The organism is Helicobacter sp. NHP19-012 (genome assembly GCF_019703325.1).
Classification (GTDB): Bacteria; Campylobacterota; Campylobacteria; order Campylobacterales; family Helicobacteraceae; genus Helicobacter; species Helicobacter gastrofelis.
The window spans coordinates 1-19511 of sequence record NZ_AP024821.1; the positions used below are offsets into that span (position 1 = coordinate 1).

At 40.7% G+C, this 19511-nt stretch carries 15 protein-coding genes and 2 pseudogenes; 8 read left to right on the plus strand and 9 right to left on the minus strand.

The window, feature by feature from the left end:
• The first annotated feature begins 71 nt into the window (after positions 1–71).
• Entirely contained in the window at positions 72–263 is a 192-nt protein-coding gene (locus K6J74_RS08045; RefSeq protein WP_221272678.1) for a hypothetical protein, read from the plus strand.
• A gap of 956 nt (positions 264–1219) precedes the next feature.
• Here the strand turns inward: K6J74_RS08045 and K6J74_RS08050 are convergent.
• From K6J74_RS08050 to K6J74_RS08070, 6 genes and pseudogenes are all read right to left on the minus strand, one after another.
• Positions 1220–2080, minus strand: coding sequence for an SEL1-like repeat protein (locus K6J74_RS08050; protein WP_221272679.1), 861 nt, complete (start codon positions 2078–2080; stop codon positions 1220–1222).
• 118 nt (positions 2081–2198) lie between these two features.
• On the minus strand, positions 2199–3545 hold the full coding sequence (locus K6J74_RS08055) for an SEL1-like repeat protein (protein WP_347709920.1): 1347 nt from the start codon (positions 3543–3545) through the stop codon (positions 2199–2201).
• Positions 3543–3599: pseudogene (locus K6J74_RS08930) on the minus strand (hypothetical protein); the annotation flags it as partial. The pseudogene K6J74_RS08930 and the gene K6J74_RS08055, both read right to left, overlap by 3 nt.
• Before the next feature lie 269 nt (positions 3600–3868).
• Positions 3869–4477 (minus strand): tetratricopeptide repeat protein, encoded by a 609-nt coding sequence (locus K6J74_RS08060; protein ID WP_221272681.1) that lies wholly within the window; start codon positions 4475–4477, stop codon positions 3869–3871.
• Positions 4478–4505: 28 nt separating this feature from the next.
• Positions 4506–4649 (minus strand): annotated as a pseudogene (locus K6J74_RS09050) (sel1 repeat family protein); the annotation flags it as partial.
• A gap of 606 nt (positions 4650–5255) precedes the next feature.
• Positions 5256–6032: an SEL1-like repeat protein gene (locus K6J74_RS08070; protein WP_221272683.1), complete on the minus strand. Its 777-nt coding sequence runs from the start codon at positions 6030–6032 to the stop codon at positions 5256–5258.
• Between the two features lie 567 nt (positions 6033–6599).
• Between K6J74_RS08070 and K6J74_RS08075 the strand changes: the two genes are divergently transcribed.
• Positions 6600–7664, plus strand: coding sequence for a tetratricopeptide repeat protein (locus K6J74_RS08075; protein WP_221272684.1), 1065 nt, complete (start codon positions 6600–6602; stop codon positions 7662–7664).
• A gap of 951 nt (positions 7665–8615) precedes the next feature.
• Here the strand turns inward: K6J74_RS08075 and K6J74_RS08080 are convergent.
• A complete protein-coding gene (locus K6J74_RS08080; protein ID WP_221272685.1) occupies positions 8616–8846 on the minus strand; it encodes a hypothetical protein in 231 nt (76 codons plus the stop codon).
• Between the two features lie 447 nt (positions 8847–9293).
• Here K6J74_RS08080 and K6J74_RS08085 point away from each other — a divergent pair, with 447 nt between their 5' ends.
• The 4 genes from K6J74_RS08085 to K6J74_RS08100 all read left to right on the plus strand — a co-directional run bounded on the left by K6J74_RS08085 (position 9294) and on the right by K6J74_RS08100 (position 14322).
• Entirely contained in the window at positions 9294–10448 is a 1155-nt protein-coding gene (locus K6J74_RS08085) for a hypothetical protein (RefSeq protein ID WP_221272686.1), read from the plus strand.
• 48 nt (positions 10449–10496) lie between these two features.
• Entirely contained in the window at positions 10497–11018 is a 522-nt protein-coding gene (locus tag K6J74_RS08090) for a hypothetical protein (RefSeq protein WP_221272672.1), read from the plus strand.
• 95 nt (positions 11019–11113) lie between these two features.
• Positions 11114–12361, plus strand: coding sequence for an AAA domain-containing protein (locus tag K6J74_RS08095; protein ID WP_221272673.1), 1248 nt, complete (start codon positions 11114–11116; stop codon positions 12359–12361).
• 14 nt (positions 12362–12375) lie between these two features.
• Positions 12376–14322, plus strand: a complete 1947-nt coding sequence (locus K6J74_RS08100; RefSeq protein ID WP_221272674.1) for a DEAD/DEAH box helicase — start codon at positions 12376–12378, stop codon at positions 14320–14322.
• A 397-nt stretch (positions 14323–14719) separates the two neighbouring features.
• Here the strand turns inward: K6J74_RS08100 and K6J74_RS08105 are convergent, their stop codons facing one another.
• Positions 14720–14983: a helix-turn-helix domain-containing protein gene (locus K6J74_RS08105; RefSeq protein WP_221272675.1), complete on the minus strand. Its 264-nt coding sequence runs from the start codon at positions 14981–14983 to the stop codon at positions 14720–14722.
• 71 nt (positions 14984–15054) lie between these two features.
• Positions 15055–15216 (minus strand): hypothetical protein, encoded by a 162-nt coding sequence (locus K6J74_RS08830; RefSeq protein WP_260321752.1) that lies wholly within the window; start codon positions 15214–15216, stop codon positions 15055–15057.
• 274 nt (positions 15217–15490) lie between these two features.
• On the opposite strand from K6J74_RS08830, the gene K6J74_RS08115 reads away from it, so the two are divergent.
• Positions 15491–16204: a hypothetical protein gene (locus K6J74_RS08115; RefSeq protein WP_221272676.1), complete on the plus strand. Its 714-nt coding sequence runs from the start codon at positions 15491–15493 to the stop codon at positions 16202–16204.
• A 1196-nt stretch (positions 16205–17400) separates the two neighbouring features.
• Positions 17401–19332 carry a replication initiation protein gene (locus tag K6J74_RS08120; protein WP_221272677.1) on the plus strand — a complete coding sequence of 644 codons (1932 nt, stop codon included), beginning with the start codon at positions 17401–17403 and terminating at the stop codon, positions 19330–19332.
• The last annotated feature ends 179 nt before the right edge of the window (positions 19333–19511 follow it).

Here is a 19511-nt window from a genome sequence, read left to right on the forward strand (position 1 = left end):
ACATCTCACACCTTCAACACCGCACAATTAATCACTTACATCAAAAGCCCTAACACTAAAGAGTGGGGGCGTTGTTTAAACTCATTGAGCCTAGCCCAAAAGACTTAGAAAACGCTAAACTCTACCAAGAAAAAATCTACATAGACTACTTTAAAAAATCTGTACCCAAATGTGATGCCTCTGATTATTTCGTGTATGTATTTGAGAGTATGCAAGAGTTGCATCAGTGGATAGAACAATATAGCCAAAAAGCCATTGCCTAAAATTGCTCACAGCCGCTTTACAAACCAAAGCTAGCGTTCTAGCACACTCCAAGCAATCCTAGAGCATTTTTAGCTTAAGTGTTTTTAAGTTTTTAAGGCACAATAGCACTAGCGGTTAAGGGCGAGCCCTTAAAAGAGCTCGCCCCCGTTTTTAGTATAATGGTGGGACGAATACCATTAAAACCGCTAATGCTAGCAACAATCGCATGGTGAAACCTCCTAACAGGAGGTCACCCACTACACTCCCCAACCCTTAAGCAAGAAACCTAATACTCCAAATCGTCCCTAAGAGTTTCACCATTTGTACGCGCCAATTTTAACATTAAAATTTTTAACCCCTCTTAAGCTTTTACTGCACACAAGACTATATGAATAAAGACATTATGAATCCCGTGCAACTGCGCAAACTAGCCAAACTAGATAGAGAAAAACACTGCTTACTTTCAACTTGTGTTCTGTGTATAACGCTGTCAATAGAGTCCTACAAGAATACAGACATAGCTTTCGAGCAAAAGCGTGAGAGAGCTAGAATAGGTATTTACGACCAAAACCCCTAAGCAAAGTCCCCATACCCAAATGGCAAGAGCTAGGTTGCTATCGATATCATCAAAACAGCCCATACCTATGCCACAGACAAACCCAACAATGGGCTCAGTGTTTTTAACTATGAGAGCATGCAAGATAGAGCAAACAAGCAAATGGAGCGGGAGCTTGAGAAAATGGAGAGAAAATCTAAGCATTAAATATTATTTAAAATGATTAATAATTTTGATTAAAATTAATAAATTTAATTAAACTTTATAATTAAAACCCTTGCGTTTGCCACGCCTGTAGATAACCATCCAAAAGCCAGAGCTGTTATGGCGTGGCAAACCCCACGCAGCGTAGCGGAGTGGTAGCCCACATGAACGCATAAGACCAACTAACCTCTTTAACACGCTCATTATTTGCTATCCTTATTTGATATTTTTAATATACTGACAACCGGTTTGATTGCCTAAATCACAAGCTTTTTGGAAGTAATGCCGTGCCATTTCTTTATCCTGTCCCACACCGTTACCGTTTGCATACATCACTCCCAGATTTAAATAACCGTAACTATCCCCCATGTCTGCAGCTTTTTGGTAGTTCTGTAAGGCTTTTGAGTAGTCCTTTTCAACGCCTCGACCTCTCATGTACATCCCTCCTAGGTTGATATAACCATCAGTAAGCTCCATTTCTACGGCTTTTTGGAAGTATTGCAGAGCTTTTGCGTAGTCTTGGACAACACCCCGACCATCTCTATACATCACTCCTAGGTTATCGTAACCGAAAGCATCACCCGTTTCTGCTGCTTTTTTGTAATACTGTACGGCTTTTGAGTAATCTTTTTCAACGCCTTGACCGTTTTCATACATTAATCCCAAATTGTAATAGCCTTCAGCACTCCCCATTTCTGCGGCTTTTTGGAAGTATTGCGCAGCTTTTGAGTAGTCTCGGACGACACCTTGACCCACTTTGTACATCACTCCCAAGTTGTTAGAAGCCTTAGCATCCCCCATTTCTGCGGCTTTTTGGAAGTATTTTAGAGCTTTTTCGTAGTCTTTTTCAACGCCTTGACCAGCTCTATACATCACTCCCAAGTTGTTAGAAGCACTAGCACTCCCCATTTCTGCTGCTTTTTGGAAGTATTGCGTAGCTTTTGAGTAGTCTTTGTTTTTATAGGCATCTCCAGCAAGATCAAAATACCGATCTGCCTCTCCACCTGCATAAACCCCACTCAAGCACAATGAGACCAGTAGTGTTGCCTGACACACACTCTTTAAAAAACTTGCCATCTTTTCCCCTTTACTATCCTTGTATCTAAGATTGTAAAATATTCTAAAGACTCAAACTTTTATAGCTCCAACAAAAACCATATATAACCGACACACAGCCCATTTTCTCAACAAACTTTCAAGGATGCATTTTTGCCAAGGAAGCACAAGAATCCTTATCACCCATATCACAAGCTTTTTGGTAATATTCTTGAGCTTTTTGAGTACTTTTTGGAATACCTCGACCATTTTCATACATGTACGCCAAACTACTATAGGCTTCAGCATATCCCATATTTGCCGCTTTCTGAAAATATTCTGCAGCTTTTCTGTAATCTTGAATAACACCCTCGCCTGTATAGTACATGACTCCCAGATTAACATAAGCAGAACCCCCACCTGCATCTATAGACTTTTGATAGTATTCTAGAGCTTTTGAATAGTCTTGTGCAACGCCTCGACCATTTTGGTACATAGAGCCCAAATTACTATAAGCAGCAGCTTTTGCCTCACTATTCCCTACCTCTATAGCCTTTTTGAAATATTCTAGAGTTTTGGAATAGTCCTTGGGGACACCTTGACCATGCTCAAACATATACCCAAGGTTAAGGTAAGCTTCAGCATATCCAAGATCTTTGGCTTTCAAATAATAGGCAACGGCTTTTGAATAGTCTTGTGCAACGCCTCGACCATTTTGGTACATAGAGCCCAAATTACTATAAGCAGCAGCTTTTATTTCATTATCTCCTTTTTCTGCAGCTTTTTGGTAGTACTCCAAGGCCTTGGAGTAGTCTTGAGAGAGACCTTTCCCATGTTCGTACATGCTCCCCAAGTTATAAAAAGCACTGCTATTCCCCATCTCTACAGCTTTTTGGAGGTATTGCACGGCTTTAGAATAATTTTTTTCATCATAAGCTTTATGTGCAATATCAAGATACTTATCCGCCTCTTCATTGTTATTTGCATGGTTTGGCTCACTTTTAGGCGTGGCACCATATCTTTTTGCCCTCCAACAAGCCCCTTGAAAGCCCAAATCACAAGACTTTTGGTAGTATTGCCCCGCTATTTTCATATCCGCTTTAACTCCTTGGCCGGATCGATACATCTCAGCCAAAGCGTAGTAACCCGCCGGCTCTCCCATGTCTATGGCTTTTTTAAAATATTGCATGGCTTTAGGATAATCTGGGTGATCGCTTGGTCTATGTGGTTCTGAATACATGAGCCCTAAACTAACATAAGCCAAAGCATCCCCACTATCTCCTGCTTTTTTATAGGCTTGCATGGTTTGTTGATAGTATTGTGTGGCTTTAACCGTATCTCTTTTTACCCCACCTTGGCCAAGTTCATACATCTGCCACAAGATTCTATAGGCCAAAGCACTCCCCATTTTAGCGGCTTGTTGGTAGTATTGCATGGCTTTTTGATGGTCTTTTTGGACAAATTGAGACATGTTGCCCAAGCCGATATAACCACGCGCATCTCCCATGTCTGCTGCTTTTTGGTAGTATTGTGTGGCTTTTGCCATATCTTTTTTACCCCATCGCCCAGTTTATACAAATCCCCTAAATTGACATAAGCCCGAGCACTCCCCATTTTGGCGGCTTGTTGGTCGTACTCTAAAGCCTTAGCATAATCGCCGGCCATATACGCCTTTCTTGCCAAATCAAGGGTTTGCTTCACTTGATCGCTGACCCCCACGCCCCCTAAACAAGTGGCACTGATGAACACCACACCCATTAATCTTTGAAACACACTTGCCACTCTGTGATCCTTATGTTGAACTTTCACTTTTCGGTTGTTTAAAATACTTTAGGGATGAGACTTAGCTAGAGCATCGCAAGCATCGCTATTGCCCATATCACAAGCTTTTTGTTCATAACTTCTCTCCTTTTGTTCATCTTGCACTACACCCCATCCCATTTGATACATGCTAGCCAAGCCTAAAAACCCTTCAGCATTCCCCATATCTGCTGCTTTTTGGAAGTATTGCAGGGCTTTAGCCGCTTCTTTTTGTCCTGGAGCATATAATAAGTTGTCTAAAAGGGCTTCTTCTGTGTTTTTTGTGCTTTTAGTGTTTTTAGCAACACTTTTGCCATCACGGTACATAAAACCTAAAGAGGCATATGCGCTAGCATTCCCCATATCCCCAGCTTTTTGGTAGTATTGCATGGCTTTTTTGTAGTCTTGAGGGACACCTGTACCATTTGCATACATCGACCCTAAGTTGTTATACCCATCAGCATTTCCCATGTCTGCCGCTTTTTGGAAGTACTCTAAAGCTTTTGCGTAATTCTTTTCACCATAAGCCTTATTCGCAATGTCAAAATACTGATCCGCTTCTCCATTTGCATACACACCCCCCACACAAACCGCACCAAGTAAAACCACACCAACCAATCTTTTAAACACGCTTTTCATCTACCATCCTTGTATCCAAGATATAAACCTACCTTAACGCTTCCACAGCCCCCATCGCCTCCTCATTGCCAAACTCCACAGCTTTATTGAGGAATTTTAGGGCTTTCTTTTTCTTAACAGAGGTGCCAATCCCTTCTTTATAAGCCATGCCAATTCTGTAGAGTACCACCCCAACCACTTTCCTTGTGATAGGGTATTTCTTAAATTGTCCCACTTTTAAACGGCCAAGGTTAATCGTGTGGGCAAAAGGGGAGGCCACAAGGATTCCCACAAGTCCCAAGACTGGGCTTTTTTCGCTCGCTAGCGTAGCTTGCCCGCTTGTGCCTAAACCTAAAATGATTTTTCTGTAGTCTTTTAAGGCTTTTTTAGGATCTCTTGGCACACCTAGACCCTGTTGCTCTATATCAGCAAGCCCTAAACTAGACATCAAACTTGCAGCAAAGTTATTGTCCGTGTTGTTTTGCATATACACCAAGCCCTCTCCTTTGAGCACCCCCTCAAACAACATCCTTGCCTTAAAGGGATCAGCCTTGCACCCAAGCCCCTTCATCAGCAAATTCGCTAAAAGAGCGGTGCCTAAATTGTTCTTTTGATCGTAAGCTTGGCTGTAGGCTTGGTAAGCTTGTGCATATTGTTTTTTTGCCTCCGCCTGCATGCCAAGTTGCACCAAATCATCGCCTGCTGTCTCTGCCCCTAAGCGTGCCATCACAAATAAAGCCAAACAAAAACAAACAACCCATTTTTTTACTAAAGCACCCATCTTTTCTTCCTACTAAATTTATAATAAGCCCCGCAATGCTTCAATCGCCTTTTGATTGCCAAAATCCCGCGCCTTTTCTAAAAACTCAATGGCTTTTTTGCGTTTCACATGCGTCCCTCTGCCCTCTTTATACGCCATGCCAATTTTATAAAGGGCAATGCTGATGAGCTGCTTGGCATAGGGGTCTTTAGTGGCTGAAGGGTCAAGGGCTTTTAAATTGATGGCACGAGAGGCCATAGAGTAACCAAACCCTAGCGTTACCGCATTGAGTAACTGCCCTGAAGTCGTGGTTCCCCAATTTGCCCCGATGTTTCTTAGAATGAGCCGATACAACTTAAAGGACTCTTTGGGGTTTGTTTTTTCATAGATTTGTGCAAGGCCTAACCGTGCGGTGATCCGTGCTAGAGCCACTGAGGAGTGCATAAAATCCGCCCCATGCCATGCATAGTAAGAAGTCTTGTAATTCACGGCAGAATCTTTCACCGCAGCATTGCTGAGGACCTTGTTAAAGTAGGTCTCTGCCCTTGCTGTGTTTTTTTCCACTCCCTTGCCCTCTGCATACAATCCCCCCAAAAGGGCACTGCCAAACATATCCCCTGCTCTGTCTGCGGCTAAAAACGCATCAAAGGCTTGTTTGTATTGTTGCTCGCTCTGGGCCATAAGCCCTTTTTGCACATCGGGGCTTAACTGAATTTCGTGGGTTTCACACACCGAAGCCGCGCTAAAAAGCACCATTAAAGAAAATAAACCTGACCCTGAGTCATCCTCGTCGTAGGTGTTGTAGGGTCTTAACAAAGATCTGCTATAGGCATCAGAAAATTTTTGTGCCCTGATACAAGCGGGCGAAGTCCCCGGATTGGCTTGTCTAACTAGACCTTGTTGTAACGAAGGGTTAATCCCTTCACCTTGTTGCAGTGAAGGATTAGCACTACCATCTTGCTGTGAAGAGGGATTAATCCCTTCAAAAGCGTTTAGAGAGGTTATTAGAGAGAGAGAGAGAGAGAGAGAGAAGGCAAAAACGGCGTGTGTTTTCATGAGCACCTGTGGATAAAAAAATTGCCTAGATTCTAGCACAATCACATGCGATTTATGTAAATCATACAAGAAAAATTTTAATATGGCTTGGGCTAATCTAAAAACAAGTAGTCTATCTCTCTTCCTCACAGCACAGAGTTTTTCTCTACATCCGAAAGAGTGGATAGAAAAATACAGCCAAAAAGTCATTGTCTAAATTGCCCATAAAGGCCAATTAAGCTCCGCTCTATGTAACGATACCTAACAAGCTTTTATGTTACAATGTATTAGTTAGTCTGTCTGCTATGGCAATTAAGATGCTATAGCAATTAAGAAAGGATTGTGTGTATGTCTTGGCTTTTGTGTAGGGTGATTACAACTTTTTCTAGTACCAAAGTAATGTTGCGTGAATATGCTTTTTTAGTTTTTGTTGCTCTCTTGATGAGTTTGGGGATTTGCCATGCAAATGATGCAAAAGAATACCTCAAAACGGCTGAAACTTACTTCAACCAAAAAAGTTATGCAAAAGCATTAGAATACTTCCAAAAAGCCGCAGACATGGGGAGTGCTGAAGCTTACAACGATTTAGGGATTATGTACACTAATGGTCGTGGAGTTGCTCAGGATTTTTCAAAGGGATTGCAATACATCCAAAAAGCTGCAGACATGGGGAGTGCTGAAGCTTACAATAATCTAGGAACTGTATACAAACAAGGCTATGGCGAGTATTTTAAAAAAGATGCCTCCAAAGCTTTACAATTTTTTCAAAAGGCGGCGGATAAGGGGAGTGCTGAGGGTGATTATAACCTAGGACTTATGTACCACGACCCAAAATGTGCATTTCAAGATGACTCCAAAGCCTCACAATATTTCCAAAAGGCGGCAGACAAGGGGGATGCTAACGGTTATGTTGGCTTGGCAGTCATGTACGCAAAAGGTCAAGGCGTTGCTCAAAATTATTCCAAAGCACTACAGTTTTTTCAAAAGGCTGCAGACATGGGAAGTGCCAAGGGCTATTATGGCTTAGGTTTATTATATGCATACGGAAGTGGTGTTGATAGAAACGCTTCTAAAGCTATACAATATCTCCAAAAAGCTGGAGATTTGGGAGATGCTAAGGGATATTACCAATTAGGGATTATGCACTCCTACTTAAATGCTGTTTTGGGCATTCCTCGTAGCAATGCCAAAGCATTAAAATATCTCCAAAAAGCCATAGATACGGGACTTGATGGAGCTGATCTTGAACGAACTTATCAAGCATTGTTCATCATATATGGTTCACAAGGGGATTCTGAGGGCAATCAAAAGGCACAGCAGTATCTCTTAAAATCAGAAGCTTTAAAATCAAAGAGTGGAATGCATATTTCAACTTGTGGGAGTGCAGTGCTTTTTGATACGAATAGCCTCTAAGTCTTCTGTTATGCCTATTTGTTGGAGCATCTGTCTAAAACTGCACTTTTGCAATTCACCCAACATCTTAATCCCCCTTTTTGCCGAAAACGACACAGACAAACTCATTTGGCATAAAATCCCCATCTCTCTCCCCCACAGCACAGAGCTTTAGCGCGCACCCTTGCGGTGTGCTGTGGGGCAAACAAAGCAAAGCGCAGCGTCCCCCTTTTATAGGGGGGTTGCTTAATTCAAATTAAGCAACCCCGCAAGGGGGACACTACCGTTTTGCTTAATTTGTAAAGGCGGTCTGTCTAAAACGGCATTTTTGCAATCACTGCAATATCTGTCTTTGGCATACATGTCATTAAAAAGCAATCTCTCTCAAGCAATTTTAGCCCTTTTAATTTGCCTTTGTGCTCTGTCAAAAGCTACATTTTGTAACCCAAGCAAATATCTCTCTTATCCCATCTTGCCATTAAAGCTCATCTCTCAAGCACACACTGCATTAAAAGGGCTCACTCTCAAGCCAGCAAACACCGCATACAAAGCTCTCTCTGCCCCCCGCTTACAGCAAAAAGGCTCTATCTGTCCCCGCTAAAAGGCATTGTTCTAAGTGGATTAAAGGATTTGTTTTTGGTATCTGTCTGCCCCGCATTTAAAAGGGCAATATCTCTCACACCAGCCCCAAAAAGCCATGAAAAGCCATCTCTTGCCCCCTTGCCCCACAAGCTCCATTAAGCAAAATACCAAGCCAAAATCATGCAACTTTTAAGCTACTATTAAGTAACCGAAGTTAAATCAATTTACATTTATCGTGTTTTACATGCAACTTGCGATAATTAAAAGCAACTTAAAAGTTTTCTATTTTGGTATGAGTTAGGCACATAAAGCTAAACCAAAATGCAAAGCCTTTAAGCAAATGCCAAGTAACTATTAAGCAACTTTTAAGTGACATAAGCTAAACCAATGTTAATAAACAACAGCAAATCTAAAGCTCAAAACAATTAAAAGTAACTTAATTTTCTCTATTTTCGTAATAGCTTGTCCCCAGCTCTGATCAGAATACAAAGCCCATTTAAGCCATAAAGCCCAATCCAGCAAACAAGCCCCAACAAATCCCAAATAAGCCTGCCTTTCTCTCTTAATACAATTTTTTTTGTTTTTCTCCCGCTCCAGCCTTTCCTTTGCTAGAACTCCCACGCCCGAAGACCAAAAAACCTTAGCCCCAGCTGGGGAGCGTAGCAAACGAAAACCCAAAGGGGTTCAGCTGGGGATCAGCGTTTCTTTGGATTAGGATCAGCGGGGTTCTGGTAAAGGTTGGGGCGAGTAAACAAAAATGCATGCCACAATCTAACTTGTTTTGCTCACTCTGTCTTTGAGTCAAAAACCCCCAGTCTAGAACCCCTAGATTTTTTGTTGATTTAAATATATATTAAGTAACCATATAGGCAACCCTAAAACTTAAACAAAAGACAGACTAAAGAAACCTCCACTTCACATAGTATAACCGCGCATCCTTTCCTCACTTATTCTTCCTTTTAAAACCATTCAGTCCACGACAAAAAAAACAGCAAGAAAGCCCATTTACCAAAAGACCCCAAAGCTAGTTGCTTCAAATATCAGGCAACCACAACTATAATGCATTCAATGGGAAACATTGCCTCTATCAACTTCAAGCCCACTAATGCAATCCAGCTAGAGCACAACGATCGCACACGCCCCCCCACTTACTTGCTGGTCAATAAAGGGCTAGACATAGAGTGCCCCATAAAAGCTAAGGAAGCTCTAGCTAAGAGAGAACAGCTCATTGCCCAAGCCAAAGAGCATTACAAGCAAAAGTTTAACCAGCCTTTTAAAGCCACAAATTACCTTTGGAGTGCTGTCGTTAATCTCAAAGACACGAGCACCATGGCAGACCTAGATAAGATCTCCAAGCACTTTAAAGACCACTATGGGTTTCAATGCTACCAAATTGCCATACACCGAGATGAGGGGTACATTGATGAGGGCACTGGGCAAACGCACATTAACCATCACGCCCACATGGAGTTTGTCATGTTGCACCCCGACACGGGCAAGAGCCTTATGCGCAAGATCAGCAAAGATGGCGTGCCTTTTAAGAGCGAGCGGGCGGCTTTTGAGCGCATACAGACAGAAGTGGCACAGATTTTGGATATGGAGCGGGGGCAGTATAAGAACAACAAATACGACAGCAACCACAAGCTGATTATAAAGGGCACTTACAGAAAGCGCATTGAGCCTAGAGTCTATGCCAAGACAATGCAAGAGAAAGCCAGCCCCCTAAGAGTTGAAATAGCCCAGCTTAAAGAAGCCCAAGAGCAAGAACACCAAGCTTTAAACACCATCTGCCAGCAAATTGCCCCCAATCCCAAGCCCCAGCTTTTGAGTTTCAACGAGTGTAAGCAGATCATAGAAGCCCATGTCAAAGAGTGGATCGCCATCAACAAAGAGCTGGGCGACAACAAGCTTTACACTCCCCAAGACTACCGAGATTTAAGGGCTCTCAAACAAAAGGGCATTAGCATCGCCGATCTAAAAGCTAACATAGCCAACCTAGAGCAACAGATCAAAGACCGCCAACAGAAAAGCCAAGAGCTAGAGCAAGAAAACCAAGACCTTAAACAGCAAGTCCAAGACCGCCAAGCTCTGCTAGACCGCCAAGCCCCAAGCTCCAAAGACCGCCAGCGTTTAAAGTATTACAGCCGAGAGAAACTCATTGACTCTTGCATTGCCTATGACAACCAACGCATCTTACAACAAGCAGAGTGGCAGAAAAGATAAGAAATCATCGACATGCTCACAGCTTGTATCGAGCGCAATAGAAAAGTCATGCAAGAAATCTTAGACCATATTGCTTGTCAAAAAGAAAACGGCTCTATTGAACTTCCAAGCTCAAACTCAAATTTAACTTCCTTTCAAAAAGGAAACGATTTTACTGACCCTCAAGGCTCAAGTTCTATTTTGGGGGCAATCCTAAGTTTCATAATAAAAAAAATAAGCGAGCTGTTAGGGTTAAGTGATGGTCTACTTCGTCTCATTCAATCTCAATCCCCCATAAACAATCCAGCCCACGCAGCAGAACAGGAAAATAGAGCCATGGAACATGACCCCTTGGAGCAGATCAAAATTTTAGTCAAAGAGAACGCAGAGCTTAGAAAAGAAAAAAATAAAGTGATAAAAGAGAACCGCCAGTTGAAAAAACAACTAGCTCAAAATGCAGAAATCCAAAGAAATGAGCCACAAAAAGTCCAAATCAGTCCAAAAACCCTAGAAAATTGCACTTTCAAAAATTTTTTAAAACACCCAAAAAACCACAACTGCTTAACTTGGCGATTCTTTTCAGCGCTCTAAGCAACTCACCCAAGCAAGTGTATCTAACACATTAGCCTATATTTGCTAGACTACTAGGATTTAGCGCAAAACCAAATTTTAGGAATATAAGAGCGGTGCAAAATCTCAAAGAAAATATCTTAGATGCCTATACTATTGTGGAATATTTAGGTGAGGGGGATATTGACAAAAGAGACAAAAAGCTAAAACCCCTTGGCACACTTGACTTTGAGTTGCCCGATCAAAAAGACTACAAGCAATATTTTTTAAATGAGTTGCAAGCATTCAAAGATAGACAAAAAATACAAGACGATAGGAAAGTAGGACTTGTGTGTTACTTTGGGATTTTTGCCTTTGAGGAAATCGTGCAAATTTTTAGAGAAAAATACAACATCCAGGCTGAGGATGACAATGACGACATCGTTAAAGGTGATAAGTTCAGTTTGGCTCTTGTGTTCGACAAAGACTTAAGTTTTGTAGAAGACAAGACTTTTTACACAATGAGTGCTTATGTGCGTGAAAATGGGGATCTTACAGAAGACATGCAAGCCCATGAAAAAGAGCTTAAGCATGCATTGCAGATACAATTTGAGGAACAAGGGTTTGATGCAACCTTTCTAGATCTCTATGAAAAATATAAAGTAGATAAGGACAATTTTAGATTTGCTTTGCTCAAAAATATAGACACAGAACTCACTAATTTACATTCTTTTTTTATCAAAGATCTACAGATAGCCAAGACTCTAAACAATAAAAATCTCACCACTTACTTTAGCAAATCCAATAAAGCCAAAAAGAATTGTGACAGCAAAAGCAGCTCACCTAACTTTAACCCCAGTTTGTTTCACGAGATTTTAGCCCCTAAAAACTACCCTTTGGGGCGTTTTGTGGCGGACAGCAAATACGCCCTCTCTTTCATGCAACAAGTGGCTTTAAACATTGCCCTAGATGAAAACAATGAACCTTTAAGAAGTGTCAATGGACCGCCAGGCACGGGCAAAACCACGCTTTTAAAAGACATTTTTGCTGAGCTTGTGGTGCGTCAAGCCTATGAGATTGTGCAATTAAAAGATAAGACCATTAAAAGCCATGTTAATTGCAAGTTGTCTAAAACGGAGATGGCTGAGTTGGGTCTTTTACCCAAGAATATAGCGGATAAAAACATTTTAGTGGCTAGCTCTAACAATGGAGCGGTGCAAAACATTGTCAAAGAGTTGCCCAAAAGCAAAGAAATCTCAAACGAGTTTAAAGAGTTGGCAGAAAAAATAGACTACTTTTCAAAAGTGGCTAACAATGAAGGGGAACAAAACTGGGGTTTGTTTGCGCTTGAAGGCGGGGCATCCGCCAATATTAAAAACTATTAGAAAAAATAGAAGCAATGGTAGAAACTTTACAAGACTTGCAAAATGAAAAGGATTTAAAACATGCATGCCAAACATTGCTCAAAGCTTATATCAAAGCGCATTTCCCCGTTGATATAGATTTTTTAGATATTCTAGATTTTCAAGATGGTGATAACGACACTGAAGATTGCTTTGACATTTACAAAGCTTTTTTAGCTCTCTACCACCATGTAAATCAAAAGCGTCAAAGAATGCAAGCGTATAGTCAAAGCTTGACTGAGTTAAGCTATTTACGACAAGAATACATTGCCAAAACTAAAGACTTTGAAAGTGCTAAAACTAGAAGAAAGAATGAATTGGATGCAAAGCTCTATGAGCTAGAACATAGTAAAACCAATATAGAAACAAAGAAACAAGCCTTAACACAAGAAATGGGGCAAATCCAAATGCATTTGTCTAGCATAGACACGCATTTGCAAACTTTAAGAGAAGAACAACGAGTCTTAGAGTCTAACAAGCCCAGCTTCTTTGCTCGGGTCTTTAAAACCCCTAGTTTTAGATTGCAAACAGAACAAGAACAACAAATTCTAGAAAACCTCAAGGATTTTGTCCAACAAAAGAAAGAAAAACAAGCCCACTACAACCGCCTTTTGACAGAATTACAACGGTTACAAGCTTTAAACATAGACCAAGAGCAACAAAACTTACAAGAAAATTTTAAGCAGTTTGTCACACAAGGCACTAAGAATTTAGAGAACTTAGGACAAAGAATAACCCATTTGTCAAACACCCAAGACAATACCATTAATCCCCTAGATTTTTCGCTCTCTTATGAGGATTTGCAAAAGTCTAACCCTTGGTTCAATGCCGACTTTAGAAAATTACAAAGCCAACTCTTTTTATTAGCTTTAGGGGTAAAAAAGCAATTTTTACTGGACAATTTAGACAATCTTAAAAATGCCAAAGACATATGGGGCAATGCCTATAAACTTAAAGACAAGGAAAATGGCAAAGAATTATTGAAAGGGGCTTTTCATTGGATTAATCTAGCTATCCCTGTCATCAGCACCACTTTTGCCAGTTTTCAGCGCATGTTCAATGCTTTGGGTAAAGAAACAGATTTTGTCGGCAATCTGTTCATTGATGAGGCAGGACAAGCCGTGCCCCAAAGTTGTGTGGGCGCACTCTTTAGAAGTCAAAAGGTCATGGCTGTGGGTGATCCTTCGCAAATCAAGCCTGTGCTTAGTTTGCACCCAAGCATGCTTAATATCATTGCTAGAAAATACAATGTAACAGAACACTTTTTAAGCTATGAAACCTCTGTGCAAAGCATCATGGACTATATCAGCCCCTATGGTTACCAAAAACAAGACAAGAGTTATATTGGTATCCCCTTATGGGTGCACAGGCGTTGCAACAGCCCCATGTTTGATATATCTAATGCTATTTCTTATGATGGCTTAATGGTGCAAGGCAAGGATAAAGATAAATCTTTGGGCAAAGCACAATTTTACGATGTCAAGGGGCGTGCTGACAATAAATTTGTGCTAGAGCAAGCAAATTTTTTAAAAGAGCTGATTGAAGCAAAATTGCAAGAAAACCCAGAACTGAAAGCAACCCCAGAGGGCATTAAAGACAAAGAAAACAAAGACGCGATTTATGTGATTTCACCTTTTAGAAATGTTGCCTTTAAGCTCGCAGAGTCTTTAAAGGATTTAGGTTTTAAACATAAAAGAGATGTCGGCACGGTGCACACCTTTCAAGGCAAAGAAGCCAAGATTGTGTATTTTGTCTTGGGGGCTGATGAAAACTCTAAGGGAGCGGCGGCTTGGGCGGTGGGTGAGCCTAATATTGTCAATGTCGCTGCCACAAGAGCCAAAGAAGAGTTTTATGTCATTGGGGATAGGGATTTGTATAAAAACCTAGGAGTGATGAAAAAAACCATTGAGGTGATTGAGAAAAATAGTCATCGCTCATCTTAGTGTAAAAAGTTTGAGGGGGGTCGATCATGCCCCAAGATGAACTCCTTAATTCCGAGCAGTTTTATAGCGTTGCGTTCTATGGCTATATCCACTTGTCTAGTCCGCTTCTTTCTCTGTTGTACCTTTCTTTATACCTTTCCTTTTAACCCAAGAAGGCGTTTTATGGGCTTCTAAATATCAATTTTCATTTTAGAATTCCTCAAACCATTTTTTAGCCATTCTTTGATATTGTAGGGGCGTTTTTGATGTTTTATGGCGTGATAAACCCACAAAACAAGCTAATTATCACTTCAAAACCCTCTCTTGGGGGTTTGGGGGCTTTTGGGTATTGCACCCACTCAACACCCTACAGCAATTTTTCGTGTTAAAGGGAAGTTAAAGCCCCTATGTGGGGAATTTAGGCAGTGTTTTGTTTCTGTACCTTTTGCATCTCATCCAAAGACTGCAACCCAAAACCTAATTTCTTTAAAACTCTTGCAAACTCAAGAGCATCTCCCTCAAAAGGGGGTAAGTCAATGCCTTTAGACTCAGCAATAACCGCTAGAGTATCTTTAAGTTCTGCTATGTCGCCATTCTCTAAAACAGCTCTAAGATAACTTAAGCGCACTTGATCGGAGTCTAAGAACTCAGCTGCATTAAAGGGTTTAAAGGTTACGGACATGGATAATCCTTCAAGATTTTTTGTGCCTTGATTATATCCTTTTGTTGTGTGCTCTTATCGCCTTAAGCGCGCTACTGCACGGCGCTCCACAGTAAAATCACCAACACCTCTCCCCTTTTAGCCACATAAAGGTGGTAGCCTGCGCCTATATGGATACACATCTCAAAGATTTGACCCGTGATGTGCTTATGATCGCCAAAATGCCCACTTTCTAAAGTCCGCAAGCGGCGCACAACCGCACTGCGCCCCTTTAGGTCTTTTAGATTTTCTAGCTACTTTTCAAATTCGCTTGATGTTTGTACTTCTATACCCCATTTTAACCTAAAGCACCCATTTCAAGTCTTTGGAGCCCTAGTGGCGCATCTGTTGGTTTGAAAAATTGCATAAAACACAGATAGCGAGAGATACACTCCATTGGAATAAATCCATCTTACCGTATTAGCTCACTTTCAAAAAACTGCTTTAAACTAAAAGCATTAACACAAAAACGATAAGGAAGTTGCTTTCATGAAAAGAGCAGTTCAAAATCTTCTGTCTGCAGAACGCCTAAAGTCTTACACAAGCACTGAGGAACATTTTAGAAACTTACAACTCATTGCTCAAATCACTCCACACCTAGCCACTATTGAAATTTGTCTGAGAAATATCCTAGACATTGAGATGAAAAAGAAAAATCCAGATTGGATTGTAAATCCACTCAATGAGAGCGAAGAAGAAAAAAGAGTAGCTGTAATAATAGACCACGCAAGGCTTGAGATAGAAAAGAGAGAAAGAGGTAAAAAAGATGCTAATCGAGGATTGAAACACTCTCAATATCTTTCGCGCTTTTCACTAGGCACCATCATCCGCATCATTAAAGAGAGCAAACTGCAGAATACAATACTCGATTTGAGCAGTATGGACTTTAGCAAATACGACAAAAGCAATGCAAGCAATGCATATTTGGAGCGCAAAAAGGTTGAGAACATAAATGCTTACAAAGTAGACGCAGTGTTAAACCTGTTGCAGATTCTGCGCAACAGATGCTACCATTGGGAAAATATTTTGAAGGTTAGATATGGACATAAATATGTGTTCCCATACATCACCACAAGACTTAAAAACCTAAAACCTATAGGTCTAAGTCCCAGCACGATAGACAGATTTCTAGAAGATTTGCTCCAAGCGATCCAACCCGAACTCAACACAGAGATAGAAAATAGTGCAAAGAAAAGCAACTAGGATAAATGATCGCAGAACCCTCCGGGCGAAACCCGAAGGTGGTGGAAATCCACACCGAATTTGGCTAACTCTATCACAAAACATATTAGTTTCTACTTAAATCATAGATTGATAAGGGTAATTTCGATGGCATTAGCTGATTATCATACAACCCCATAATCACATCTATCATCTGTGCAGGGACATGTTGGCAATTCGAGCTGTTGCAGTTATCTTGTCTTAATTTTTTCAAGCATTGTTTTCTAAAGCTCTCACATTCCCCCACAATCGCTTTTAACACCAAAACCATAGTTTGATACTCCCAACCCCTAACCTTTCGCTCTACGACCCTTTAAAAGCCATTTAAATGCTATATTCACTTTAGTGCTTTGTTTCACTCTCTTTAAACAATCCTAAATAACCCCAAACAAACACCATTATCCCAAAAAACTGCAAGCACTCCAAAAAAGTAACCCCATTGCCACTCCAAAGCTCCAAAGTCCTACATGCAAAACTCTAAAAAAGCTATTTTGGGTGGTTTTTAGGTGTAGATTGTCCATTGCGAGTTTTACCTCTTGTCTGTATATCCTATCCTAGCCCCCTAAAAGCCCCCACAACCAACACTTTACCCCTAACCCATACCAAACACTCTTTAACCCAAGAAAGCGTCCTACGGCCTTTTAAACGCAGATTCTCATTTTAGAACTCCCCAAGCCATTTTATTGCAGGGGTGTTTTTAGTGTTTTAAACCAAAAATCTCTCTTTACTGCAATGACACCATAAAACCACAAAACAAACTCATCTCTCACTTCAAAACCCTCTCTTGGGGGTTTGGGGTTTGCCCCCAAGAGCAATATAGATGCCAAGCGTCAGCTTGGCTTACCTTAAACCCACTCAACCAACTTTTCAACAAAACTTAAAAATTTTTTTTTCACAAAAGAAATATGTAACACGGGCAAGCGCACCCGCACGCGGTTTTTAAAAAATTAGTTTTTTAGATTCTTTTTAAGATATATAATGTATGGCGAAGGGGGTTTCATGGACAAATTCCGCTGATAACATGGACAAATTCCGCAAAACCTAGGGTTTAACATGGACAAATTCCGCAAAACCTAGGGTTTAACATGGACAAATTCCGTTTTACTTGACAAATTTTAATAAATGCGACATAATCCCGCCAATTTGGCACAAAACCTTAAAAGAAAAAAACTATCAAAATGGATAATAAAAATCCTCTATACGGGCATGTAAGAAACCTAAAATACGACATTGATGCACTTACAGTGCTAGAGCATGAAACAGACAAAAGCACCGAACTGTATGAATTTATCCTAGCCCAAAAGACAGAGAAGCTAAAAGAGATTGTAAACTTCATTCTAGAACACGAGAATGAATGGGATCAGGGCGACATAGGTGATCTAGACACTTCTAAAGAAGCAATTAAAAATATCAAACACTTCATCGGCATCATGGATGGCATGGAAAGGCTCAAAACCACAAACACACGCCCCGACATCCATAAAAGTTGCGATGATGGCATTAAAGACTGCATTGAGCATATATGCACTGCCCTAACCACATGGACGGAGGGATGGACGGAGGGTGCAAAAAGAGAAAATGCATCATTCTATAATCCCTCAACTACGCAAACAATCCCCACACCGCCCACAGAAGTTGCCCAAGTTGCCCCAACTGAAGTGGACAATCCCAAAAATACTCCACAAACCTCACTACTAGCGCACATTTCCCAAGAAGTGGCCAAAGAAACTTTACAACAAGAGCCACAACTAGGCTTAGTGGCTAAAACCCCAAAAGCACCCAACAAAACAGAAAATCTAACAGGGGAGGATATAGAATACACCCCCGTTTTAGCCAAAAATACAAGAATAGCTAATCCTAAGCAAGTTGTGATGCATAACAACATCTACAAAGTTAATCTAGGCATGCTAGGTGAATTGGAAAACAATCTATTCTTTAGCCTTTTTAATCGCCTAAAAGACAAAAAAGACACGGTGATCCGTTTTACTCACCAAGAGTTAAAGATTCTGGCGGGTGACTTAAAAATGAACAACAAAGAGTTGTATAAGGCAGTCAAACAGCTATTTAACAACATAGCTGGAGCAAACTTTGATGCCATCAAATATTTACCCGATCAATCAATGCTGGTTGACAAGGTCATGTTTTTTAGGCGTTTTACTATGAAGCTTGATAAAAATAAAAATGTTGAGTACCTAGACATACAGGTCAATGACCCCTACTTCACATACTTACTAAACGACTTAGAAGCGAACTTCACCACCATGCAACTGCAAACTTTTTTAGACATCAGTGGTAAGTATGCTAAGAATTTATTTAGACTTTTGGAGCGTTTTAAACATGCCACAGACAAGAACGGGGTTTTTAAAGTCTGTGTCTATGAGAGCAACTTACAAGGTTTCCGCGATTTTATGGGCATTCCTCCTAAATTTAAAGTCGGCGACATCGATAATCGCATATTAAACCCCATACTTAAACAACTCACCCAAAAAACCAAAAAACTAAGTCACTTTGAACCTCCCTACAAGTCAGTTAAAGTCATCAAAAACAAAGCAAGAGAAAGGGGAGCTAGGGTATTAGGCTACACCTTTGAAGTTGTCATAAACCCCGCCATGCAAGAGCTAGAAAAAGCTCTAGAAAATGCCAAAGTCCCCAGACTCAAATACTTCAGTAAAAAAGACATTAAAATCCTTAATGACTGTCTGCACAAGCATGTAGATTTAGTGTTAAAAGATAAAGAGGGCGATCCCTTTAGCATCCCCCTTGCCACCATAGAGCAGATTGTCCCCACTAAAGACAGCAAAGCTCTCATTGTCCAATTTAGAGCCCCGCCCTTAGTTGATGGACAATTAGAAGTGATGCAGCTTTACCAAGACTACACCAAATACTGCCAAGTCTGTGGACACGACTACTTCACTCTAGCCTTTGCCCACATGCAAGACTTGCTTGTCTTGATTGAGAAAACACAAGAACGCTTTAATACACCAAAAACACAACAATCCCCCACCATCAACACCACACAAAAGCCCAAATCCAAAGTGTCCATGGCATGCTCGCTCCATTTTTTGAAAACAACACTCCACAGCACAGCTTCAAACAAGTCAAGCTCATAGATACCATTTTGTCCAAAACTAATACAGAAGTGATTGCTCTATTTGAAATCATCAATGGCACAGACAAAGACTTTTATGCCGCAGAAGAACATAAAAACACATAGAAAAATTTAAAACTGATGGACAAGAATATTTTACCCATGTGTTTTCAAGCCCGCAAGACTTTTTAAACAACTTTG

Excerpts from the sequence above, each read along its gene's own strand:
- K6J74_RS08120 (WP_221272677.1), top strand. The coding sequence starts at position 17,401 with ATGGATAATAAAAATCCTCTATACGGGCATGTAAGAAACCTAAAATAC.
- K6J74_RS08075 (WP_221272684.1), top strand. The coding sequence starts at position 6,600 with ATGTCTTGGCTTTTGTGTAGGGTGATTACAACTTTTTCTAGTACCAAA.
- K6J74_RS08055 (WP_347709920.1), bottom strand. The coding sequence starts at position 3,545 with ATGGGAGATGCGCGTGGTTATATCGGCTTGGGCAACATGTCTCAATTT.
- K6J74_RS08050 (WP_221272679.1), bottom strand. The coding sequence starts at position 2,080 with ATGGCAAGTTTTTTAAAGAGTGTGTGTCAGGCAACACTACTGGTCTCA.
- K6J74_RS08100 (WP_221272674.1), top strand. The coding sequence starts at position 12,376 with ATGGTAGAAACTTTACAAGACTTGCAAAATGAAAAGGATTTAAAACAT.
- K6J74_RS08085 (WP_221272686.1), top strand. The coding sequence starts at position 9,294 with ATGGGAAACATTGCCTCTATCAACTTCAAGCCCACTAATGCAATCCAG.
- K6J74_RS08115 (WP_221272676.1), top strand. The coding sequence starts at position 15,491 with ATGAAAAGAGCAGTTCAAAATCTTCTGTCTGCAGAACGCCTAAAGTCT.
- K6J74_RS08060 (WP_221272681.1), bottom strand. The coding sequence starts at position 4,477 with ATGAAAAGCGTGTTTAAAAGATTGGTTGGTGTGGTTTTACTTGGTGCG.
- K6J74_RS08090 (WP_221272672.1), top strand. The coding sequence starts at position 10,497 with ATGCAAGAAATCTTAGACCATATTGCTTGTCAAAAAGAAAACGGCTCT.
- K6J74_RS08105 (WP_221272675.1), bottom strand. The coding sequence starts at position 14,983 with ATGTCCGTAACCTTTAAACCCTTTAATGCAGCTGAGTTCTTAGACTCC.